A 21,646-nucleotide genomic window follows, 5' to 3' on the forward strand; every position below is an offset into this window, starting at 1 on the left:
CCGTTCGGCCGACACGTCAGGGGGAACCGTGTCCCAGGCACCCACCACCGGAACGACGGAACGTCACCGTCTCCCGGTCCGGACGCTCGTCGCGGCGTCCATCGGCAACGCGGTCGAGTGGTACGACTGGACGATCTACGCGACGTTCTCGATCTACTTCGCGACGCAGATCTTCCCGCCCGAGAACGCGGCGCTTGCCCTCATCTCGACGCTCGCAACCTATGCGCTCGCCTTCTTCTTCCGGCCGCTGGGCGGTCTGCTGCTGGGCCGGTTCGCCGACCTCAAGGGCCGCCGCACCGCGATGCTGGTGACCATCCTGCTGATGGCGGGCGGGTCGTTCGTCATCGGCCTGCTGCCGACGTTCGCGATGATCGGCTGGTTCGCCCCGGTCCTGCTGCTGCTCGCGCGCATCGCGCAGGGCATGTCGCTGGGCGGCGAGGTCTCCAACGCCTCGGCCTACCTCGCCGAGATCGCCCCGCGCGAGCGGCGCGGGCGCTACTCGTCGTTCTTCTACATCTCCACCGGCACCGCGGTGCTGTTCGCCTCCCTCACCGGCTTCGTGCTGGCCGCGACGCTGACCGAGGACCAGCTGGCCTCCTGGGGCTGGCGGATCCCGTTCCTGCTCGGCGGGGTGCTCGGGATCATCGGGCTCTGGATGCGGCGCCAGATGAGCGAGAGCGAGCAGTTCGAGGAGAACAAGGAGTCCGCGGCCCGGATCCGCAACCCGCTGATGCTGACCCTGCGTGAGCACCCGAAGGCGGTCGCGCAGCTCGTCGGCTTCACGATCCTGCACACGCTCTGCTACTACACCTTCTTCTCCGCGCTGACCCCGTACGCGACGAAGTCCCGCGGGGCCGACGCGTCCGAGGTCTTCCTCGCGCTGTCCATCGCGACAGCGATCTTCGTACTGCTGCAGTACCCGATGGGGGCCGCCGCCGACCGGTACGGCCGCAAGCCGCAGATGCTGGTCTGGTCCGCGGCCACCGCGGTGCTCGTCGTGCCGCTGTCGTTCCTGATCGGGCCCGGCTTCTGGAACATGTTCGTCGTGTTCGTCGTCGGGTTGTCCCTCTACACGGCGATGACCTCGGTCGCGCCGGCGATCATGAGCGAGCTGTTCCCGACGAAGGTCCGGGCCCTGGGCATCGGTGCCTGGTACAACCTGACCGTCGCCGTGTTCGGCGGGACCGCGCCGCTGGTCATCGCCTCGCTGCAGGAGGCGGACCTGGCGATCCTGTTCTTCGTCTACGTCGCCGTCGGGGCGGTGATCTCCTTCGTCGCGGTGCTGACCCTGCCGGAGACGAAGGGCTCCGCCCTGCGCTGACCGGGTACGCTCCATCGAAACGACGCCGTTTCGATGGAGAGCTCGCGATGACCAGGACCGCACCGGCCGACACGCTGCGCCACCTCGCGCACGGCGCCACGCTCGAGGAGGGCCTCGGGTTCTTCGACGCGCTGCCCGCCGTCGGGGTCGCGGAGATGCTGGGTGACTGGTCGGGCGGCGAGATCCCCACCGGCAACCCGATGGACGGGCTGCTGGGGCGTTTCGGCTGGCACGGCAAGCGGTTCGACGGCGTCGACGACGTCCACCCGCTCGTCATGGACCACCCCCGCGGCGGCCGGTTCTCGCTCAACCCCGCCCTGGTCCCCCTGCCCGCGCTGCTGCGCCACCCGGCCGCGCTGCGCCACGCGACCCTGGCGCGGATCGCCCGCACCGCGGGCCCCGCGCTCGCCACCCGGGCCCCGAAGGCGCGGCTGCGCACCACCGAGTACCGCGGGGTCGCCAGCGCCACCATGTGCTACGACGACCTGCCGATCCACGACGTCTTCCGCCGCGTCGACGACGCCACCGTCCTCGGTGCCATGGACATGCGCGGCCTGACCCACCCGTTCCTGTTCTTCCTGCGTCGCGAGTGACCAGCCGCTTCCCCGACGAGCGCCGCCGGGAGGTGCTCGCCGCGACCCGTGACCTCGTCGCGGAACGCGGCTACTCCTCGACCACCGTCGAGGCCGTCGCCGCGGCGACCCGCACCAGCAAGGCCACGCTCTACCGCCAGTGGGGCGACAAGGCCGCACTCGTGGTGGAGGCCGTCTCGGCGGGCAGCCCGCTCGCGATCGACCGGATCGACACCGGGTCGCTGGCCGGGGACCTCGCCGCGGTCGTCGACCAGCTGGCCGCGCGGGCCGCGGTCGACGTGCCGATCGTGCTGGGGCTGGCCGGGGCCGGGCAGTGCGACCCCGCCCTGCCGGCCGCGTTGTCCGCACGGCTGCTGCCGCAGGTCGAGGCGCTGCGCGCGATGGTGGCGCGGGCCGTCGCCCGCGGGGAGCTGTCGGCCGACCCGCCCGCCGCCCGGCACCTGCCCTACCTGCTGGCGGGCGCGGTGGTGGCGCCGACGCTGCTGGACGGGCCGGCCGCCGTCGCCGACGCCGGGTACCTGCGGTCGGTCTGCGACGACGTGCTGCTACCGGCCCTCGGGGCTCGCGCGTGAGCTCCGCGCGCTCCTAGGCGGGCCCGTCGACGACCTGGACGACGCCGTCGGCGGTGCCGGTGACGAACAGCCGTCCGGTGTCCGGGTCGACCGCGACCGTGTTCGGCTGGCGCACGGTGGGGATCCGGGCGACCTCCCGCGGTGTCGGGTCGGTCATGTCGTAACCGACGAGCAGGTTCGCCCCGGTCGCGGTGACCCACACGCGGTCCCGGACCGGGTCGTAGGCGATCCCGTAGGGCTCGCCGGGCAGGTCCACCCGTCCGACCTCGGCCGGGGTGCCCGCCGGTTCGACGACGATCAGGTGCCCGCCCCGGGTGTCGGTCGCGATCATGCGGCCGTGCCGGTCGGCGACCAGGTGGGTCGGGCCGTCGCCGGCCGGGAGCTCGCGGATGCCGTCGCCGGTGGCGGCGTCGTAGACGGTGAGGGTGTTCTCGCGGACGTCGATCAGTCCGACCCGGTCGCCGACGGGGGCGAGCCCGGCGGGCTGGGTGACGTCGGTCAGTTGGCGCACCACCCGGTCCCCGCGGACCACGGACACGCTGCCACCCGCCTCGTTGGCGACGAACACGGTCCCGGCCGCCGTCCCGGTCGCGTCGTGCGCCATCGGGCCGGTCATCACCTCCGACGACACCTGGCCACCGGGCAGCGAGACGCGCAGCAGGCCGTTCGCGCTCTCGCTCGGGACCAGCACCGGCCCGCCCGGCCCGGCGAGCTGCAGGTGGCGCAGCACGCCCGGCAGCGGCACCCGCCCGACGACGGCGGCGGTGTCGGCGTCGAGCAGCACGAGCCGGTCGGGCTGCCGCACCCCGACCGCGACGCGGCGCGTCGGCCCGTCGGCGACGATGCCCTCGGGGACGGCGCCGACGGGGACGATCCGGCCGGGTGGGGCGGCCGTCACCGCCGGGGCGACGCCCGGCTCGGCCGGTGGCGGCAGCGGCTCGGCGAACCGGGCGGGGGTGCCCGCCCGCCCGGGGGCGGCCGGGCCGTCGGGCGGCGCGGCGCAGCCCACCGCGAACAGGGCCAGGGCCAGGACGGCCGCCCGCTGCATGCGTTTCCCTGTCGCCATGGGGTCCAGCATCGTGCCTCGGTCGGACGCCCGCGCGGCGGCGGAGGAGTGCACCTGCCTGTTGCGCAGCGAAACGATAGATGGCTACCGTTCCGGTGTCCCGATCATGACGACGAGGGAGTTCCGCCGTGCCGACGACCGAGGCCCCGCAGTTGCCCTTCGACCGTCCGAACGTCATCGACGTCGCGCCGCTGTACGCGGTACTCCGCCGCGAGGGGCCGATCGTGCCGGTGCGCACCCCCGTCGGTGACCCGGCGTGGCTGGTCACCCGGCACGCCGAGGCGCGCTCCCTGTTCGCCGACCCGCGGCTCGGCCGCTCGCACCCCGCGCCGGAGCAGGCGGCCCGGGTGTCCGAGGCGGCGGTCCTGGCCGGCCCCACCGGCACCGTGGAGACCGAGCAGGCCGAGCACGACCGGATGCGCAGGCTGCTGGTCCCCGCGTTCTCGGCCAAGCGGATGCGGCGCCTCGGCGACCACGTCGGCGAGCTCGTCGACGGCTGCCTCGACGACCTCGTCGCCGCGAAGGAGACGTCCCCCGACGGCGTCGCGGACCTGCACGCCCACCTCGCGTTCCCGCTCCCGGTGCTGGTCATCTGCGAGCTGCTCGGCGTGCCCTTCGCCGACCGCGGCTACTTCAGCGGGCTGTCCGAGCGGGTCGCGACCATCCGCTCCGGCGGCGACGCCGAGACCGCGATGACCGAGTTCCGCGGCTACATGGGACGGCTCGCGGCGGCGAAGCGGGAGACCCCGGGGGAGGACGTCGTCACCGACCTCGTGCGGGCCCGGGCCGAGGACCCCGGCTTCGGGGAGGCCGAGCTGACCCGGCTCGCCGCCGGGCTGCTGTTCGCCGGGCACGAGACCACCGTCGGGCGCATCGACCTCGGTGTGCTCCTGCTCCTCACCGACACCGCCCGCCGGGACGCCTTCGTCGCCGACGTCGACGGCAGGCTGCACGGCACGGTCGAGGAGGTCCTGCGCATGTCGGCCCCCGGCGGGCTCGGGCTGCTGCGCTACGCGCACGCCGACATCGAGGCCGGGGGCGTCACGATCCGCCGCGGTGACGCGGTGATGATCTCGACGGCGTCGGCGAACCGGGACACCGGGGTGTTCGACGACGCCGACGCCTTCGACCCGACCCGCCGGCCCAACCCGCACGTGTCCTTCGGCTACGGCGGCCACTTCTGCATCGGTGCGAGCCTGGCCCGCACCGAGCTCGCGACGGTGTTCGCGCGGCTGTTCCGGCGGCTGCCCGGGCTGCGGCTCGCCGTCGCCCCGGAGGACCTGGACGTGCGCGCCGAGCAGGTCACCGGGGGAGTGCGGGCGCTGCCGGTCACCTGGTGAGCCGGTGCCGCGGCGTCCCATGAGCTCGCGCGGCGACCCGCGCACGGGGTGCCGCGGGACCGGGGAGGGGCGCTGCGGGCCGGGCTCACAGCCCGTCGGCCAGGATCCCGTCCATCGCCCGCTCCACGATCGCCGCGATCGTCCACGACGGGTTCGTGCTCCCCGTCGTCCCCGGCACCAGTGCCCCGTCGACGACGTGCAGTCCCGGGTGCCCGGCCACGCGTCCCCGGTCGTCGGTGACCCGGCCCAGTACCGCGCCGCCCAGCGGGTGCCAGGTGACCGGGTCCGCTGCCCCCAGGTCGAGGACCCCGGAGGGTGCGTCCGCGGCACGCGCGACCAGGCCGGAGAGCCCTGCGGGCAGCCGGGAGGCGACGTCGGAGACGACCCGTCCGAGGCCGGCGCCGACCGGGGCGTCCGGGGCGATCAACCGCTGGGTGAGGTCGCGGACGGTGCGCTGGGCGTCGGCGTCGCCGTCGGCCGGCCAGTGCAGCACGGCCTCGCCGGTGGCGCCGTCGAAGCGGAACTCGCCCACCGGGTCGCAGGCCCCGAAACCCGGCAGCGACATCGCGCGGACGTCGAACGGCAGCGGCGCGGGACCGAAGGTGAGCGTGACGGCCTCTGCGCGGTCGTCGGTGGGTGGGCGGATGCCGGCCGCCATCGGCCCGGCCTGCGGTCCGCCCGCCGGTTCGGGGACGCCGACGCGCAGCTGGATGCGGTCGCCGTTGTTCCCCCAGAACCGGCCGGCGTCGGCGGTGAGGTCGGGCAGCGTCCCGGTCTCGCGGGCCCGCACGAGCAGCCGGGAGGTGCCGGTCGACCCGGCGGCGAGGAACAGCGCGCCGGTGGTGAGCGCGATCCGTTCCCGCACGACGCCGTCGGTGTCGATCCGCTCGACGTCGAGCCGGTAGCGTCCGCCGCCGACCGCGTGCAGGTCGACCACCCGGTGCAGCGGGGCGACGGTGACCAGTCCGGAGGCCTCGGCGTCGCGCAGGTAGTTCTTGTCCGCCGACAGCCGCGCCCCGGAGTTGACACCGGTGAAGTACTCGCCGACCGACATCGACGGCGTCGCCCGCCCGGCGAACTCGGCACGCACGACGTCCCAGTCGGTCGCGTTGGGCAGCAGCTGCGCGGTCAGCCCGGCACGGCGGGCCTGCTCCAGGAACAGCCGGGTGCCGACGTGCGCGGGGTGGGCCAGGACGTCGTCGGGGATCGGCGAGACCCCGACCCGGGCGGCGGCGCGCGGGTAGTGCACGGCGGCGAGCTCGTCGTGGTCGATGCCGGGGACCGCCGCGGAGAACACCGCCGCGTCCGGCCGGATCCACACCCCGGCGTACACCAGCGTCGACCCGCCGACGCCCGCCCCGCAGAGCACGCTCATCCCGCGCCCGGACACCTTCTCGAACAGGCCGGTGTAGGGCCGGTAGAGGGTCGGCGGCTGGCCGGGGAACACCGGCGCGGGAGTCAGCCACGACGAGCGGCGGTCCGGGCGCAGGAACGGCGGGAACGTGTCGGCGGCCGGGGTGGTCCAGCGGCGGCCGCGTTCGAGGACCAGGGTGCGCACGCCCGCCTCGGCGAGCCGGGCCGCGGCGATCGACCCGCCGAGCCCGCTCCCGACGACGACGGCCGGTGCGGACATCGCGGTGACCTCGCGGCGCAGCAGGGCCGGCGCGGCGGTCGCGGTCCCGGCGGCACCCAGCGCGGCGGCACCGAGCGCGGTCCCGGTCAGGAACCCCCGGCGGCTGGTCACCCGCATCCGGCTCAGCCCCCGATCCGGATGTCGGCGACGATCTCGCGGATCAGACCGTCGTCGTAACGGAAGGTCTCGTGCACCCGCGCGGTCGTGAGCTCGACCGGACCCGCCCCGACGGACAGCGTGAACTCCGCGACGACGACGCCGTCCCCGCGCACGCGGTAGGTCTCGTCGGAGACGGCGCGGATGATCCGGTACTGGGGGCCGAACCGCAGGTCGGCGCGCAGCTGGTCGCCGGAGAACCCGGTCGGCAGCCCCGCCTCGACCCGGGTCGCGTGCGGGTGGAACGGCACCGCCGACGGGTCGTGGTCGGCGAGCGCGGCGACGTAGGCGCGGGCACCGTCGACCCGGCAGGCGTCGTCACAGGTCGAGGCGGACGCGACACCCGCCCCCGCTCCGGCGACGATCACTCCGACGAGCACCGACAGCAGCAGACTGCGCGACCGCATGGCAACCTCCGGGACCTGGGGGAGCGGACGGGGGACGTCGTGACGGGAGCGACGCCCGGGGGCAGGCGCCGGGAGACACGGGACGACGGCGTGGCGCGCACACGGGCGGCCCTGCTGGCCGCGGCGGCCGACGTGTTCGCCGAGCGGGGCTACGACGGCGCCTCGGTGGACGAGATCGCCCGCGCCGCCGGGGTGTCGGTGGGGTCGATCTACAGCCGCTTCGGCAGCAAGCAGGACCTGTTCCGGGCGCTGATGACCGGCCACCTGGAGGGCGACCTGCACCGGGTGCGGTCCGGTATGGACGCGGGCCCCGAACAGGCGCTGGCCGAGCTGGAGACGGTGCTGCTGGAGACCGCCCGCTCGCGCCCGGCGACCCTGCTCGACGCCGAGACCTGGGCGGTGGCGATGCGCACCCCGGCGATGCGCGCGGCCGTGGCCGACCACCACCGCAGGGTCCGGGACGAGGCCGCAGCCATGGTGGCGCGCGGCCGCGCGGCCGCCGGGGTGGACCTCGGCGTGCCGGACGACGAGGTGGCGACCGCGATGATCGCGCTGTTCCACGGCCTCGTCCGGGAGTACCGCCTCGGTGTGCCCGGCGAGGCGCCGCCCGACCTGTACAGCCGCATGGTGCACGCGCTCGCGACCGGGCTCGCCGCGCTGGCCGCGGACGGCGGGCCGCCCGGCGAGCCATGATCCACAGCGAGCCACGGGCGCAGTCTGGCACGGGTGAGCGGGCGCTCACTCACCGGGTTCTCCATCGGATGTCGGACACTCGTCGACGGTCACGGGGGCCGCCGTCCGGACGGGCGCGGACGCGACCCCCCACCCGGCGGTGGCGCCCGCGACACCGTTCGCCACGATGGGGCGGTGACAGGCACGGCACCCCCGGACATCCAGCAGCACCGCTCGATCAACCAGCGCATCGCCGACGAGCTCGGCGCCCGGCCGGACCAGGTCGGGGCCGCGGTGGCCCTGCTGGACGAGGGCTCGACGGTCCCCTTCGTCGCCCGGTACCGCAAGGAGGCGACCGGCGGCCTCGACGACGCCCAGCTCCGCACCCTGGAGGAGCGGCTGCGCTACCTGCGGGAGCTGGAGGAGCGGCGCACCGTCGTCCTCGACTCCATCCGGTCGCAGGGAAAGCTCGACGAGTCCCTCGAAGCCACCATCCTCGCCGCCGAGTCCAAGGCCCGGCTCGAGGACATCTACCTGCCCTACAAGCCCAAGCGCCGCACCAAGGCGATGATCGCCCGCGAGCAGGGCCTGGAACCGCTGGCCGACGCGCTGCTCGCCGACCCGACCCTCGACCCGCACTCGTCGGCGGCCGCCTACGTGACCGACGAGGTCGCCGACGCCGGCGCCGCGCTGGAGGGTGCTCGCTCGATCCTGGTCGAGCGGATCGGGGAGAACGCCGACCTCGTCGGCGGCCTGCGCGAGCGCATGTGGGCGCACGGGCGGCTGGTCACCACGGTCCGCGAGGGCAAGGAGAACGACCAGGCCGCGGCCAAGTTCTCGGACTACTTCGACTTCGCCGAGAAGTTCACGACACTGCCCTCGCACCGGATCCTCGCGGTCTTCCGCGGTGAGTCCGAGGAGGCGCTCGACGTCACCCTCGACGCCGGGGTCGCCGACGACGAGCCGAACCCCTACGAGGCCCTGATCGCCGCCGAGTACGGCGTCGCCGACCGCGGCCGCGCCGGCGACGCCTGGCTGCTCGGCGTCGTCCGGTGGGCGTGGCGGACCCGCCTGCTCACCGCGCTCGGCATCGACATCCGGGTCCGGCTGCGCACCGCCGCCGAGGAGGGCGCCATCGGCGTGTTCGCCGCGAACCTGCGCGACCTGCTGCTCGCCGCCCCCGCGGGCACCCGCGCGACCCTGGGCCTCGACCCGGGCCTGCGCACCGGGGTCAAGGTCGCCGTCGTCGACGCGACCGGCAAGGTCGTCGACACCGCGGTGATCTACCCGCACGAGCCCCGCAAGGACCGCGCCGGGTCGCTGAAGACCCTGGCGGCGCTGTGCACGAAGCACTCCGTCGAGCTGATCGCGATCGGCAACGGCACCGCCTCGCGGGAGACCGACGCGCTGGCCGGTGAGCTCATCGCGGCGAACCCGGGCCTGAAGCTGACCAAGGTGATGGTGTCCGAGGCCGGCGCGTCGGTGTACTCGGCGTCGGCCTACGCCTCGGCCGAGCTGCCCGACATGGACGTCTCGCTGCGCGGCGCGGTCTCCATCGCGCGGCGCCTGCAGGACCCGCTCGCCGAGCTGGTCAAGATCGACCCGAAGTCGATCGGGGTCGGGCAGTACCAGCACGACCTGCCCGAGTCGTCGCTGTCGCGCTCGCTCGACGCGGTCGTCGAGGACTGTGTGAACGCCGTCGGTGTCGACGTGAACTCGGCGTCCGCGCCGCTGCTGCGTCGGGTCTCGGGCATCTCCGAGTCCCTCGCCGGCGCGATCGTCGCCCACCGCGACGAGAACGGCCCGTTCCGGAACCGGACCGCGCTGACCGGCGTCGCGCGGCTGGGGCCCAAGGCGTTCGAGCAGTGCGCGGGCTTCCTGCGCATCCGCGGGGGGGACGAGCCGCTCGACGTCACCGGCGTGCACCCCGAGTCCTACCCGGTCGTCCGGCGGATGGTGGAGCGCACCACGCTCGACGTGTCCGCCCTGATGGGCAACGCCGCACGGCTGCACCAGATCAAGCCCAAGGACTACGTCGAGGACGGCGTCGGGCTCCCGACCGTCACCGACATCCTGGCCGAACTGGAGAAGCCCGGCCGGGACCCGCGGCCGGCGTTCCGGACCGCGACCTTCGCCGAGGGCGTCCACAAGATCTCCGACCTGCGGCCGGGGATGCTGCTGGAGGGCGTCGTCACCAACGTGGCCGCCTTCGGCGCGTTCGTCGACGTCGGGGTGCACCAGGACGGCCTCGTGCACGTGAGCGCGATGAGCAAGGACTTCGTGTCCGACCCGCGCGACGTCGCCAAGTCCGGTGACGTGGTCAAGGTGAAGGTCCTGGAGGTCGACGAGGCCCGCAAGCGGATCTCGCTGACCCTGCGTCTGGACGACGAGCCCGGCGCCGGCGAGCGCGGCGGCCGGTCCCGCGGGCCCGGCCAGGGCCAGGGCGGAGGCCAGGGCGGCCGGGGCCGCGACGGCGGCGAGCGCGACGGGCGCGGTCCGGGCGGCGGCCGCGGCCAGGGCGGCGGCGACCGCGGCCGGGGTGGTCGCGACGGTGGCCGTGGCGACCGCGGCCGCGGCGGTCAGGGCGGTGGCCGCGGCGGCTCCGGCGGCCAGGGCGGTCGCGGCGGCTCCGGCGGCGGCCGGCAGGACCGCGGCCCCGCCAACGACGCGATGGCCGAGGCGTTGCGCAAGGCGGGCTTCGGCAAGTCCTGAGCCGACGACCGGGCCCCGCACACCCCGGGTGCGCGGGCCCGGTCGCGGTCAGTGCGGGAGGACCGGCTCCAGCAGCCGCTCGGCGAGCCGGCGCAGGTCGTCGTCGCCGACGCCCCACTCGCGCAGCCGGCCCGCCGGGCCGGTGGGGTGCGCGTCGAGGTCGTCGAGCACGGCCTCCAGGGCGGCGGCGTCCACCCCGAGCAGTGCCTCGTCGTCGGGCTCGGGCTGGCCCCAGGCGCGCAGCCGGTCCCACAGCGTCGGCAGGACCTCGTTGGTGCGCAGGTAGTCCGCGACGACCGTCGCGCGCGGCACGTCCAGCACGGCCAGCAGCACCCCGACCACGATCCCGGTCCGGTCCTTGCCCGCGGCGCAGTGCACCAGCACCGGGGCGGGCGCGTCGGCGACGGTCCGCACGATCCCCGCGAGCTCGGCGCCGGCCTCGGCAGCCAGCAGCCGGTAGGCCCACCCGAGCCCGTCCTCACCGGCGGCGGCCGTCGCGACCCGCTCCGGGGTCAGCGACGCGCCGAGCGGGACCGGACGGACGTCGGCGACGTCGGCGAGCGGGTGCGGCTCGCGTGTCTCCGCCGCCGAGCGCAGGTCGACGACGGTCCGCGGCGGCCACGGCGATCCCTCGGGCAGGTCGAGGGCCCGGGCGTCGCGCGGGTCGCCCGGGCGGGGCGCGTCGGACCGGTAGAGCACCCCGTGCCGTACGCGGTAGCCGTCCGTCGTGCGCAGACCACCGAGATCACGCAGGTTCGCCGGGCGTCGGGTCGCGGCGCTGGAGAGAAATGCCGTCACCCGACCAGGGTCGGTGATCTCCCCGCGGCCGCGCCGAGGGTCGTGATCAGGGGCATCGGTGGTGTCGGTCACGCGGGACCCGACGGACGGACCGCACCGGGACATGGCACACTGGTTGATCGACGGCCGTCGGCGACGACGCACGGCCGCGAGCCCCGGAGGTCTGGGTTCACCGGCACATCATCTGGATCGAGATGCCGCACGCGGGCCTGGCGGGCTGGGAGAGCGGGCGAGAGCCGCCCGACGACACAGCGCACCCCCCTGCGCACGCCATTTTGAGGACCGAGTGAGCATTCTGCTGGACCAGCACCCCGACCTGAACGACTCCGGAGACGAGATCACCACTTCCGCCGCCATGACGGACATCGACGCCGACGCGACCGACACCGTGACCGCCGACGCCGCCCCGGACACCTCCGCCACGCCGGAGGTCACCCCCTCCCGTGAGGCCGTCGAGTTCGAGCCCGCCGCGGTCACGGCCGACGAGCCCGGCGACGACACCCCCGCCGGACCGACCTTCGCCGACCTGGGCCTCGCGCCCCGGCTGCTCGAGACCCTGGACAAGCTGGGCTACGCCGTGCCGAGCCCGATCCAGGCCGCCGCGATCAGCCCGCTGATCGCCGGTCGTGACCTGCTGGGACAGGCCGCCACCGGGACCGGCAAGACCGCCGCGTTCGCGCTGCCGATGCTGCAGCGCCTGGCCGACGGCCGTACCGCCCGCTCCCGCGGCGCCAAGCCGTTCGGCCTGGTGCTCGCCCCGACCCGTGAGCTGGCCATGCAGGTCGGCGACGCGGTCGCCAAGTACGGCGCCGCCCTCGGTGCCTCGGTCGCCTGCGTCTACGGCGGCGCGCCCATCGGCCCGCAGCTGGGCCAGCTCCGCCGTGGCGTCGACATCGTCGTCGCCACCCCCGGCCGCGCGATCGACCTGGTCAACCGGGGCGCGCTCGCCCTGGACGCGATCGAGGTCGCCGTCCTCGACGAGGCCGACGAGATGCTCGACATGGGCTTCGTCGAGGACATCGAGACGATCCTGGGCGCCACGCCGCGGGGCCGTCAGACCGTGCTGTTCTCGGCGACCATGCCGGGCCGCATCCAGAGCCTGGCGCGGACCCACCTGAGCGACCCGGCCGACATCCGGATCAAGAAGGAGGCCACGCCCGAGGGCGAGGCCCCACGGGTCCGCCAGACCGCGTACCACGTGCCCCGCAGCCACGTCACCGTCGCGCTGGGCCGGGTGCTCGAGATGGAGCAGCCGACCGCGGCGATCGTGTTCTGCCGCACCCGCGCCGACGTCGACGCCGTCACCGAGACCCTCACCGCGCGCGGCCTGCGCGCCGAGGCGCTGCACGGTGGCATGGATCAGGAGCACCGCACCCGGGTCGTCGAGCGCCTGCGCGCCGGCCGCACCGAGCTGCTGGTCGCCACCGACGTCGCGGCCCGTGGTCTGGACATCGACTCGCTGACCCACGTGGTCAACCACGACGTGCCGTCGTCGCCGGAGTCCTACGTGCACCGCATCGGCCGGGTCGGCCGGGCGGGACGCGAGGGCGTCGCGATCACCCTGGTCACCCCGGGGTCGGTGCGTCACCTGCGCAACATCGAGCGCCTCATCGGGGCCTCGGTGCCCAGCGCGCCGGTGCCCTCGCCGGAGGACCTGCGCACCGTGCGGCTCGCCCGCACCGCGCTGGCCCTGCGCGAGCAGGCCGGTCAGGACGCCGACACCCCGCCGCAGGACGGTGTCGAGCAGCTCGTCGTCGAGCTGGCCCGTGACCACGACCTCGCCTCGATCGCCGCCGCGGCGATCCGGATCGCCCGTGCCGACAACTCGGTGCCGGACGACGAGATCGAGATCCCGCAGGTCCGCTCGCGTGGTGGCCGTGACAGCGGCCCCGGCGACCGTGGCCCGCGCCGCGACCGCGACGGCCGTCCGGGCGGTGCCCGCGGCCAGGGCGCCCGTCCCCCGAAGGCCGGGGCGACCCGCCTGTTCGTCTCGGCGGGTCGTGCCTCCGGTGTGCGCCCGCAGGACATCGTGGGCGCGCTGGCGAACGAGTCCCGGCTGTCCGGCCGCGACATCGGCGCCATCCAGATCCACGAGCGTCACTCGCTGGTCGAGGTGCCCGAGCACGCCGCGGACGACGTGCTGCGCTCGCTGCGCGGTGCGACGACGCTGAAGGGCCGCAAGGCCAACGTGCGTCGGGATCGGGACAACGCCGGCGCCCACTAGGCCCGGGATGCACGAGAGGGGCCCCGCGCGATCCGCGCGGGGCCCCTCTCGTCGTCCGGGGGTCGGTCAGCGCACCTCGACCCGGTCGCCCTGGCGCAGCTTCCCGAAGAACACCGTGGCGTCCTGGTTGCGCATCTTGACGCATCCCGCGGACCCGGAGTCGCGGTCGCCCTGGTGGAAGGCGACACCACCCGGGGCGAAGAACACCGACCACGGCATCGGGGCGCCGTCGAACTCGGCGGAGTAGTGCTCGCGGTCCTTGTCGTAGACGGCGAAGTCACCGGTGGGGGTCTCCGTGCCGTGGCCCCCGGTGGCGACGTCGACGGGACCGTAGGTGATCGAGCCGCCGTTCATCAGCCACGCCTGCTGGGACCCGAGGTCCACGCAGGCCCTCGCCGACGCCGAGCACGGGGTGCCGGCGACCCCCGGGTCGGCATCGGCCGCGAGGGCGGTGCCCGCGGCACCCAGCCCGACGACCAGCCCGGCGGTCACGACGGCCAGGGCGCGTCGGCGGCGCGCCCGGCGAGTGCTACGGGGAGTGGGCTCGTTCGTGTGCGCCATGAGTGTTGCTCAGGTCCTCTCGGGTGAACGATGGTGCTGCCGGACGGTTCAACGATCACCCCCGGCGACGGATACGCCCGGACGGGTCATCGGTTGCGACGGGAAACAGGCCTGCCCCGGCGATCTGCGGGAGGATCGGCCCCGTCCCGACACCGGAGTCCGGCCGAGGAGCGCGTATGACCACCACCCCGTCCCGCAAGCCCCGCAGTCATCAGGTCACCGACGGCATCGGCGCCACCGCCGCGCGCAGCATGCTGCGCGCGGTCGGCATGCGTGACGACGACTTCGCCAAGCCCCAGATCGGCATCGCCTCGTCCTGGAACGAGATCACCCCGTGCAACCTGTCGTTGCAACGGCTCGCGACGGCGGCGAAGGAGGGCGTGCACACCGCGGGCGGCTACCCGCTGGAGTTCGGGACGATCTCGGTGTCCGACGCCATCTCGATGGGGCACCGGGGCATGCACTACTCCCTGGTCAGCCGCGAGATCATCGCCGACTCGGTGGAGACGGTCGTGGAGGCCGAGCGGCTCGACGGGACGGTGCTCCTGGCCGGCTGCGACAAGTCGCTGCCCGGGATGCTGATGGCCGCGGCCCGGCTCGACCTCGCCGGGGTGTTCGTCTACGCCGGGTCGATCATGCCGGGCCGGGTCGGCGACCGGGAGGTCAACATCGGCGACGCGTTCGAGGGCATCGGGGCCTGCGCGCGCGGGCTGATCACCCCCGACGAGCTGGACACCCTGGAACGGGCGATGTGCCCGGGGGAGGGCGCCTGCGGCGGCTTCTACACCGCCAACACGATGGCGGCGGCGGCCGAGGCGCTCGGGATGGCGCTGCCCGGGTCGGCCAGCCCGCCCGCGGTGGACCGGCGTCGCGACGGCGTGGCGCGTGCCTCCGGTGAGGCCGCGGTGGGCATGATCGCCCGTGGCCTGACGGCCCGGTCGGTGCTGACCCGGGAGGCCTTCGAGAACGCGATCGCTGTCGTGATGGCCTTCGGTGGGTCCACCAACGCGGTGCTGCACCTGCTCGCCATCGCCCGTGAGGCCGAGGTGCCGCTGACCCTCGACGACTTCAACACCGTCGGCGACCGGATCCCGCACCTGGCCGACGTCAAGCCGTTCGGGCGGCACCTCATGTACGCCGTCGACCAGGTCGGGGGCGTACCGGTGATGATGAGGGCACTGCTCGACGCGGGCCTGATCCACGGCGACGCCCGCACCGTCACCGGCCGCACGGTCGCGGAGAACCTCGCCGAGCTCGACCCGCCGGGCCTCGACGGCTCGGTCATCCACGACCTCGCCGACCCGATCCACCCCACCGGCGGCCTCACGATCCTGCGCGGCTCGCTCGCGCCCGACGGCGCCGTCGTCAAGTCCGCCGGGTTCGACGCCGCCACCTTCACCGGCACCGCCCGCGTCTTCGACGGCGAGCAGGGCGCGCTCGACGCCGTCGACGCCGGTGAGATCGGCCCCGGCACGATCGTCCTGATCCGCTACGAGGGCCCGCGCGGCGGGCCCGGGATGCGGGAGATGCTCGCCGTCACCGGGCGGATCAAGGGCGCGGGCCTCGGCAAGGACGTCCTGCTGGTCACCGATGGCCGCTTCTCCGGTGCGACGACCGGGCTGTGCGTCGGGCACGTCGCACCCGAGGCCGCCGACGGCGGACCGATCGCGCTCGTCCGCGACGGCGACACGATCACCCTGGACATGAAGGCCCGCACGATCGACATCGGCGTCGAGCCCGCCGAGCTGGAGCGGAGGCGCGCGGAGTGGACGTGCCCGGAGCCGACGAACCGGCGCGGGGTGCTGGGCAAGTACGCGAAGCTCGTGTCGTCCGCGGCCGACGGGGCTGTCTGCGGCTGACCCGCGTGGCCGGTGCGCCCGACGGACGGGCGTGCCGGCCGCGACGCACCCGACACCGCCCCGACACAGAGTCGCAACATCGGTCCCGCAGGCTGGTGGTGATGAGCACCGATCCCGGGACGACCGACGGCCTCTACCGGGTGCGGGTGCGGCTGCCCGACGAACCCGGTGCCCTGGCCGGGCTGACGGCGGCGCTGGCGCAGGTGCGCTGCAACATCCTCGCCCTGTCGGTGCACGGTCAGGACGCGCACTCCGTCGTCGACGAGCTGCTGGTGTCCGGGCCGTGCAGCGTCGGCGAGCTGTCGGTGGCGGTCTGCGGGGCGGCCCCCGGCGGTGGGGTCCTGGTCATGACCGCCGACCCGCACGACCTGGTCGACCCGCCCACCCGCGCACTGGACATCGTCGCCGCCGGCCGGAGCCCCGCCGACGGGATCGCCGCGCTGCTCGGCGCGTCGGGTGTCCGGACGCCGGGCCCGGACGAGCCGGGTGCGCGCGACGAGCACGACCTGGAGCTGACCGCGCCCGACGGCACCCGGCTTGTCGCCCGGCGGGCGGCGCCGTTCACCGTCACCGAGGTGGCCCGGGCCCAGGCGTTCCTGCGCGCGGTCGCGACGCGCCCGGAGTCCGACCCGCGCGGCTGGGCCGGGGCGTAGCGCACTCGGCGCACCGCAGGCGCCGGTCGGCGTAGCACGGAGGTCACGGCGCCGCCACCGCTGGCATCCTTCCGGCAGGACGATCGAGAACGGGCAGTACCCACACGGCCTCCGGCGGGCGTCCTCACCATCGCGAAACCGCCGCGACCCGTGGCGGCAACGATGGACGGTGATCGTTGCGTCATGGAGGCCGGTATGGGTGAGCTGTCGTCCCCGCGGGATCGGGACCGGGTGGGTGTGGTCGTGCCGTACGACTTCGCCCTCGACCGTGAGATGTGGCGGTGGGTCCCCGAGCCGGTCACCCTGAACGTGACCCGCACGCCGTTCGTCGCGACCCCGGCCGACGCCGCGCAGGCCCGGCTGATCTCCGACCCGGCCATGGTCCGGCAGGCCGCCCGCGACGTGCTGACACCGGGCCCCGCCGTGGTCGCGTACTCGTGCACCTCGGGCAGCTTCGTCGGTGGCGTGGCGGGGGAGGCCGCGCTGCGCGACGCGGTGCTGGCCGCGGGCGCGCCGGCGGCGGTCACGACGGCGGGGTCGCTGGTCGCGGCGTGCGCCGAGCTGGGGGTCACCCGGCTCGCCGTCGCCACCCCCTACGTCGACGACCTCACCGGGCTGCTCGCCGACTTCCTCGCCGGGTCCGGGGTCGACACCGTCGCCCGGCACGGCCTGGGCCTGCTCGGCCACATCTGGACGACGACCCCGGAGCAGGTCGCCGCGGCCGTGCGCGCCGCGGACCACCCCGACGCGCAGGCGGTCTTCGTGTCCTGCACCAACCTGCCCACCTACGACGCGATCGCCGTGCTGGAGCGCGAGCTCGGCAAGCCGGTGCTCACCGCGAACCAGGTGACGATGTGGGCCGCGCTGCGGGCGGCCGGGCACTCCGCCGTCGGCCCCGGGCAGACCCTCGTCGACAGCCCGTCCGTCCCGCCGTTGCTGCGGGTGGTGGACACCGCTGCCCCCGGCAGGACGGAACCCGGCCCGGCGGTCCTCGACCCGGCGGTCCTCGCCACCGCGGCCGAGCCGGGACCGGCGCCGCTGCTCAAGGTCCGCGTCGGGCTGCCCGACGAGTCCGGTGCGCTGGCCCGGCTGACCGCGGCCGTCGCCGAGGTCGGCGGCAACATCCTGTCGCTGTCGGTGCACGGCCGCGACGCGGGCACCGTCGTCGACGAGATGCTCGTCGGCGGCGGGGTGACCGCGGACCGGCTGTCGCGGGTGATCCGGCGACGGCTGCGCGGGTCCGGCCCGGACACCGTGCAGGTCACCCCGGCCGACCCGCACGAGCTGGTCGACGGACCCACCCGGGCGCTCGACCTCGTGGCCGCCGCCCGCGGCCGCGACGGGCTGTTCGACGGCCTCGCCGCGCTCCTGCACGCCGACGAGGTCGGCACCGGCCCGGTCGCGGCCGGGACGCACGTCCTGGAGCTCACCGCCCCGGCAGGCCCGCCGGTGCTGGCCGCCCGGGACTGGGCGCCGTTCACCGTCACCGAGCGGGCCCGCGGCGAGGCGTTCCTGCGCGCGGGCGCGGCGACCCCGCCGCCCCGGTCGACGGTGCTGCTGCCCGGCGGGGCCGAGCTCGCCGCGGAACCCGCGTCGGGGGAGGAGACCGCCGAGCTCGACGTGCTGCTGCGGACCTGCCTGGCCGGGGCACCGGCCGTGGACTGGACGGCCGCCGACCTCGCGGGGCTGCTGGCGCCCGTCGCCGGACCGGCGCTGCTGCTGCGCACCGCCGCCGGCGACCTGGTCGGGGTGGCCGCCCTGCTCGGCACCGACACCGGCGTGCCCGAGCCCGTCGTGGTGCTCCACCCGTGTCTGCGCGGGGCGGGCGTCGGCCGGTGGCTGCGCGGTCGGCTGGGCTCCGGGGTCGCCGCCTAACCTGCGGGGGTGCCCGACCACGCCCCGCACGACCACGCCCCGCACGACCACGGCCCGCACGACCCCGCCCTGGCCGACCGCGGTGGACCCCGCGCCGACCCCGGTGAGCCGGGCCCCGGCGGGCTCCCCGACGACTGGGAGGCCTGGCGCGCCCGGGTCGACCTCGACGACTACGACCGCAGGTGGGCGGCGATGGCCGCCGCCGGGGAGAACCCGCACGGCGAGGTCGACCTGGTCTGCGCGCTGCGCGGGGACGGCCCCGTCCTCGACGGCGGCTGCGGCACCGGCCGCGTCGCGATCGAGCTGGACCGGCGCGGCGTCGCGGTCGTCGGCGTCGACCCGGACCCGGACATGATCGCCGCGGCGCGGGCCAAGGCGCCTGCGCTGCGCTGGGTCACCACGGGCCTGGAGACCCTGGACCTGCCCGAGCGGTTCGGGCTGGTCGTGCTGGCGGGCAACGTGATCCCCTACGCCGAGGACCGCGCGGGGGTGGTCGCGGGCTGTGCCCGGCACCTGCGTCCGGGCGGCCTGCTGCTGGCGGGGTTCGCCGCACAGCCGGGCTGGCCCACCCCCGACGACCACGACGCCTGGTGCGCCTCCGCCGGGCTCGACCCGGTCGCGCGGTGGTCCACCTGGGACCGTGCGCCCTGGTCCGGCGGCGACTACGTGGTCGCCCTGCACCGCCGCGCCTGACCCGGGCGGCTCAGGGCCGGTCGGGCACCCGGCAGAGGACCTCGCCGTGCGGGATGACGATCCACCCGTCGGGGTGCGCCGCCCACTCCCGCCACGCCGCGGAGATCCCGTCCAGCTCGGACTCCCCGGCCAGCCCGCGCTCGACGGCCATCCGGCCGACGCCGGTGTGGATGCGGTCGGCCCACATCCCGCCCCAGGCGGCGCGGGCCTCCGGGGTCGCGTGGCACCAGACCGACGCCGACGGCGTCACCTCGGAGAATCCGGCCGCGTGCGCCCAGCCGAGCAGCCGTCGTCCGGCGTCGGGCTCGGCGTCGTTGCCGCGGGCGACGGCCCGGTACAGCTCCAGCCAGCGGTCCAGCCGCGGATCGTGCGGCCACCAGTGGAACCCGGCGTAGTCGGCGTCGCGGGCGGCGACCAGGCCGCCCGGTCGGGCGACCCGGCCCATCTCGCGCAGCACCGCGACCGGGTCGGACACGTGCTGGAGCACCTGGTGGGCGTGCACGACGTCCCAGGTGCCGTCCGGGTCGGACAGGGCGTAGCCGTCGTCGACGGCGAACTCCACCTCCAGGCCGCGGGCGGCGGCACCGGCGCGGGCCTGCTCCAGAGGTCCGGGCGCCACCTCGACGCCGCGGACCCGGCCGGGCGCGACCCGCTCGGCCAGGTCCGCGGTGATGCTGCCGGGGCCGCAGCCGACGTCGAGGAGGCTGGTGCCGGGCGTGAGCCGGTCCAGCAGGTAGGCGCACGAGTCCTCCGCGGTGCGGGCCGCGTGCGACCGGACGACGACGCCCGGATGGCCGTGGGTGTAGGTGTCGCGGGGCACGGGGTCAGCCTGGCACGGCGCTCAGCCGGGCACCCGGCGGATCCGGATCGGGCCCTTGGCCGTCGACGGGTCCACGACCCGGCCGGACTGCACGATCTCGACCCGCCCGGCGTCGACGAGCCGGCGCGCGGCCATCCGCGCGGGCTCCATGAGGTCGCGCCAGCCGTCGGGGTCGACGGCGCGGGCCGCCTCGGACGGGCAGATCGTCGCCCCGCCCCGACGCCGGTCGAGGAGCCCGGTGATCGCCGACTCCAGCTCGGTGTCGACCGGGCGGACCTTGCGCCTGCGGCAGCCCTGGGAGCAGTAGCGCACCTGCTCCCAGTCGTCGGCCCACTTCTTCCGCCACTCGATCCGCCGCCCGCAGACCACGCAGCTCTTCTCCTCCACGACCGCCATGGTCGTCCCGCACGCGGCGCTCCGCTCACCGAGAATTGTCAGGTGCCTTACTTTCAGGGCGTGGCGCGGGTGGGGAAGCGGGTACGGCAGTGGCTGGTCGTCGTGCACGTCGCGGTGTCGGTGGGGTGGATGGGCGCGGGCGCGGCGAACGTCGTGCTCGCCGCGTCGCGCTGGGTGCGGACCCGGCCACGGCGGCCGCCGGGTACCGGTTCGTCGACGTCGTCGACCGGTGGCCGGTCATCCCGCTGGCGTTCGCGGCGCTGGTCAGCGGGGTGGTCGTCGCGCTCGTGAGCCCGTGGGGCCTGACCCGGTACTGGTGGGTGCCGGCCAGCTGCCGCATTCCGTGGGCACCGGCGCGGCGCCGCGCCGGACGGGCCGCCGCGGCCCGGACCCCGGCCTGAGCAGCGCGCCCCCGGACCGTGGCACCGCCGGGCCGGGGGTCAGCTGCGGGCGAGCACGGCCGCGTCGAGCGCCTCGCGCATGGCGGCCTCCGGACCGGGACGCCCGGTCATGAGCTCGACCTGCGCGACCGCCTGCTGCAGCAGCATCTCCAGGCCGGACACGATCCGCGCCCCGGCCGCCGCCGCGCCGCCCGCGACCACGGTCGGCCACGGCGCGTAGACGGCGTCGAGCAGCACGGTCCCCGGCCGCCAGCGCGCACCGGCCAGTGCGTCGGCCGCCCCCGCCGGGAGGGTGGAGACGACCGCGTCGGCGCCCTCGAGCAGCCGCGCCGCGGCGGGCGGGTCGGTGAGCACCGCGTGCACCGTCACCTCGGTGCCGAGCCGCTCGGCCGTCCCGCGCAGCGCAGAGGTCCGCCCCGCGTCGCGGACCAGGACGTCGACGGCGTCGACCTCCATGTCGTGCAGCGCGGCGACGGCGGCCTGCGCGGTCCCGCCCGCCCCGAGCACCACGGCGCGCCCGCCCCCCGCGCCCGCGGCGCGCAGCGAGCGCGCGATGCCGGTGACGTCGGTGTTGTGCGCGGTCGCACCGGTGCCCTCGAACACCAGGGTGTTGCCGGCGCCGATCGCGGCCGCGCCGGGAGCGACGTGGTCGGCGACGTCGAGCAGCACCCGCTTGAGCGGCATCGTCAGCGACAGCCCCGCCCACTCCGGGCCGAGCCCGGCGACGAACCCGGCCAGGCCCGCCTCGTCGACCTCGTGCCGGTCGTAGTACCAGCCGGTCAGCCCGAGCGCGGTGTAGGCGGCGTTGTGCAGCGCGGGCGAGAGCGAGTGGGCGATCGGGGAACCGAGGACGGCGGCGCGGCGGACGGGGGACGTGCTCATCCGAGCAGTATC

The 21,646-nt window shown here is 75.6% G+C and carries 19 protein-coding genes and 1 pseudogene; 12 read left to right on the forward strand and 8 right to left on the reverse strand.

What is annotated here, in order from left to right; genetic code table 11:
* The first annotated feature begins 28 nt into the window (after positions 1–28).
* From ATL51_RS02535 to ATL51_RS02545, 3 genes are read left to right on the forward strand one after another with little or no spacing between them, the layout of a single operon-like run.
* Positions 29–1,321 (forward strand): MFS transporter, encoded by a 1,293-nt coding sequence (locus ATL51_RS02535; RefSeq protein WP_100877527.1) that lies wholly within the window; start codon positions 29–31, stop codon positions 1,319–1,321.
* Between the two features lie 47 nt (positions 1,322–1,368).
* Positions 1,369–1,914 (forward strand): DUF4334 domain-containing protein, encoded by a 546-nt coding sequence (locus tag ATL51_RS02540; protein ID WP_100877528.1) that lies wholly within the window; start codon positions 1,369–1,371, stop codon positions 1,912–1,914.
* A complete protein-coding gene (locus ATL51_RS02545) occupies positions 1,911–2,486 on the forward strand; it encodes a TetR/AcrR family transcriptional regulator (RefSeq protein ID WP_100877529.1) in 576 nt (191 codons plus the stop codon). Before ATL51_RS02540 ends, ATL51_RS02545 begins: the two co-directional genes overlap by 4 nt.
* Before the next feature lie 13 nt (positions 2,487–2,499).
* Here ATL51_RS02545 and ATL51_RS02550 read toward each other — a convergent pair whose 3' ends face one another.
* Positions 2,500–3,552, reverse strand: a complete 1,053-nt coding sequence (locus ATL51_RS02550) for a YncE family protein (RefSeq protein ID WP_208622898.1) — start codon at positions 3,550–3,552, stop codon at positions 2,500–2,502.
* Positions 3,553–3,680: 128 nt separating this feature from the next.
* Between ATL51_RS02550 and ATL51_RS02555 the strand changes: the two genes are divergently transcribed.
* On the forward strand, positions 3,681–4,892 hold the full coding sequence (locus tag ATL51_RS02555; RefSeq protein ID WP_100877531.1) for a cytochrome P450: 1,212 nt from the start codon (positions 3,681–3,683) through the stop codon (positions 4,890–4,892).
* An 85-nt stretch (positions 4,893–4,977) separates the two neighbouring features.
* Here the strand turns inward: ATL51_RS02555 and ATL51_RS02560 are convergent, their stop codons facing one another.
* Complete coding sequence (locus tag ATL51_RS02560) at positions 4,978–6,636, reverse strand: GMC oxidoreductase (protein ID WP_167409946.1); 1,659 nt, start codon at positions 6,634–6,636, stop codon at positions 4,978–4,980.
* An 11-nt stretch (positions 6,637–6,647) separates the two neighbouring features.
* Positions 6,648–7,088 (reverse strand): hypothetical protein, encoded by a 441-nt coding sequence (locus ATL51_RS28825; protein WP_208622899.1) that lies wholly within the window; start codon positions 7,086–7,088, stop codon positions 6,648–6,650.
* 90 nt (positions 7,089–7,178) lie between these two features.
* Between ATL51_RS28825 and ATL51_RS02565 the strand changes: the two genes are divergently transcribed.
* Both ATL51_RS02565 and ATL51_RS02570 read left to right on the forward strand, forming a co-directional pair.
* Positions 7,179–7,781, forward strand: coding sequence for a TetR/AcrR family transcriptional regulator (locus ATL51_RS02565; RefSeq protein ID WP_208622900.1), 603 nt, complete (start codon positions 7,179–7,181; stop codon positions 7,779–7,781).
* A gap of 174 nt (positions 7,782–7,955) precedes the next feature.
* Complete coding sequence (locus ATL51_RS02570; protein ID WP_167409949.1) at positions 7,956–10,472, forward strand: Tex family protein; 2,517 nt, start codon at positions 7,956–7,958, stop codon at positions 10,470–10,472.
* A 48-nt stretch (positions 10,473–10,520) separates the two neighbouring features.
* Here ATL51_RS02570 and ATL51_RS02575 read toward each other — a convergent pair whose 3' ends face one another.
* Positions 10,521–11,270 carry a tyrosine-protein phosphatase gene (locus ATL51_RS02575; protein WP_073574593.1) on the reverse strand — a complete coding sequence of 250 codons (750 nt, stop codon included), beginning with the start codon at positions 11,268–11,270 and terminating at the stop codon, positions 10,521–10,523.
* A gap of 355 nt (positions 11,271–11,625) precedes the next feature.
* Here ATL51_RS02575 and ATL51_RS02580 point away from each other — a divergent pair, with 355 nt between their 5' ends.
* Positions 11,626–13,494: a DEAD/DEAH box helicase gene (locus tag ATL51_RS02580; RefSeq protein ID WP_100880434.1), complete on the forward strand. Its 1,869-nt coding sequence runs from the start codon at positions 11,626–11,628 to the stop codon at positions 13,492–13,494.
* Between the two features lie 66 nt (positions 13,495–13,560).
* Here ATL51_RS02580 and ATL51_RS02585 read toward each other — a convergent pair whose 3' ends face one another.
* On the reverse strand, positions 13,561–14,055 hold the full coding sequence (locus ATL51_RS02585) for a L,D-transpeptidase (RefSeq protein WP_100877534.1): 495 nt from the start codon (positions 14,053–14,055) through the stop codon (positions 13,561–13,563).
* 176 nt (positions 14,056–14,231) lie between these two features.
* On the opposite strand from ATL51_RS02585, the gene ilvD reads away from it, so the two are divergent.
* The 4 genes and pseudogenes from ilvD to ATL51_RS02605 all read left to right on the forward strand — a co-directional run bounded on the left by ilvD (position 14,232) and on the right by ATL51_RS02605 (position 19,135).
* Positions 14,232–15,914 (forward strand): dihydroxy-acid dehydratase, encoded by a 1,683-nt coding sequence (gene ilvD / locus ATL51_RS02590; RefSeq protein ID WP_100877535.1) that lies wholly within the window; start codon positions 14,232–14,234, stop codon positions 15,912–15,914.
* A gap of 101 nt (positions 15,915–16,015) precedes the next feature.
* Positions 16,016–16,567: an ACT domain-containing protein gene (locus ATL51_RS02595; RefSeq protein ID WP_157818203.1), complete on the forward strand. Its 552-nt coding sequence runs from the start codon at positions 16,016–16,018 to the stop codon at positions 16,565–16,567.
* Positions 16,568–16,750: 183 nt separating this feature from the next.
* A pseudogene (locus tag ATL51_RS29980) lies at positions 16,751–17,482 on the forward strand (maleate cis-trans isomerase family protein); the annotation flags it as partial.
* 969 nt (positions 17,483–18,451) lie between these two features.
* Positions 18,452–19,135, forward strand: coding sequence for a class I SAM-dependent methyltransferase (locus ATL51_RS02605; RefSeq protein ID WP_301548860.1), 684 nt, complete (start codon positions 18,452–18,454; stop codon positions 19,133–19,135).
* 10 nt (positions 19,136–19,145) lie between these two features.
* Here the strand turns inward: ATL51_RS02605 and ATL51_RS02610 are convergent, their stop codons facing one another.
* Positions 19,146–19,955: a methyltransferase domain-containing protein gene (locus ATL51_RS02610; RefSeq protein ID WP_100877537.1), complete on the reverse strand. Its 810-nt coding sequence runs from the start codon at positions 19,953–19,955 to the stop codon at positions 19,146–19,148.
* 21 nt (positions 19,956–19,976) lie between these two features.
* Complete coding sequence (locus tag ATL51_RS02615; protein WP_238590033.1) at positions 19,977–20,342, reverse strand: DUF2256 and DUF3253 domain-containing protein; 366 nt, start codon at positions 20,340–20,342, stop codon at positions 19,977–19,979.
* Positions 20,343–20,476: 134 nt separating this feature from the next.
* Here ATL51_RS02615 and ATL51_RS02620 point away from each other — a divergent pair, with 134 nt between their 5' ends.
* Positions 20,477–20,752, forward strand: coding sequence for a hypothetical protein (locus ATL51_RS02620; protein ID WP_100877538.1), 276 nt, complete (start codon positions 20,477–20,479; stop codon positions 20,750–20,752).
* 39 nt (positions 20,753–20,791) lie between these two features.
* Here the strand turns inward: ATL51_RS02620 and ATL51_RS02625 are convergent, their stop codons facing one another.
* A complete protein-coding gene (locus ATL51_RS02625; RefSeq protein ID WP_062395769.1) occupies positions 20,792–21,634 on the reverse strand; it encodes a shikimate dehydrogenase in 843 nt (280 codons plus the stop codon).
* Positions 21,635–21,646 lie beyond the last annotated feature (12 nt).

Source organism: Pseudonocardia alni (genome assembly GCF_002813375.1).
Taxonomy (GTDB): domain Bacteria; phylum Actinomycetota; class Actinomycetes; order Mycobacteriales; family Pseudonocardiaceae; genus Pseudonocardia; species Pseudonocardia alni.

What these genes read in the sequence shown, in the direction of transcription:
- ATL51_RS28825 (WP_208622899.1), bottom strand. Translation starts at nt 7,088, where the DNA reads ATGCGGTCGCGCAGTCTGCTGCTGTCGGTGCTCGTCGGAGTGATCGTC.
- ATL51_RS02585 (WP_100877534.1), bottom strand. Translation starts at nt 14,055, where the DNA reads ATGGCGCACACGAACGAGCCCACTCCCCGTAGCACTCGCCGGGCGCGC.
- ilvD (WP_100877535.1), top strand. Translation starts at nt 14,232, where the DNA reads ATGACCACCACCCCGTCCCGCAAGCCCCGCAGTCATCAGGTCACCGAC.
- ATL51_RS02580 (WP_100880434.1), top strand. Translation starts at nt 11,626, where the DNA reads ATGACGGACATCGACGCCGACGCGACCGACACCGTGACCGCCGACGCC.
- ATL51_RS02550 (WP_208622898.1), bottom strand. Translation starts at nt 3,552, where the DNA reads ATGGCGACAGGGAAACGCATGCAGCGGGCGGCCGTCCTGGCCCTGGCC.
- ATL51_RS02595 (WP_157818203.1), top strand. Translation starts at nt 16,016, where the DNA reads ATGAGCACCGATCCCGGGACGACCGACGGCCTCTACCGGGTGCGGGTG.
- ATL51_RS02540 (WP_100877528.1), top strand. Translation starts at nt 1,369, where the DNA reads ATGACCAGGACCGCACCGGCCGACACGCTGCGCCACCTCGCGCACGGC.
- ATL51_RS02625 (WP_062395769.1), bottom strand. Translation starts at nt 21,634, where the DNA reads ATGAGCACGTCCCCCGTCCGCCGCGCCGCCGTCCTCGGTTCCCCGATC.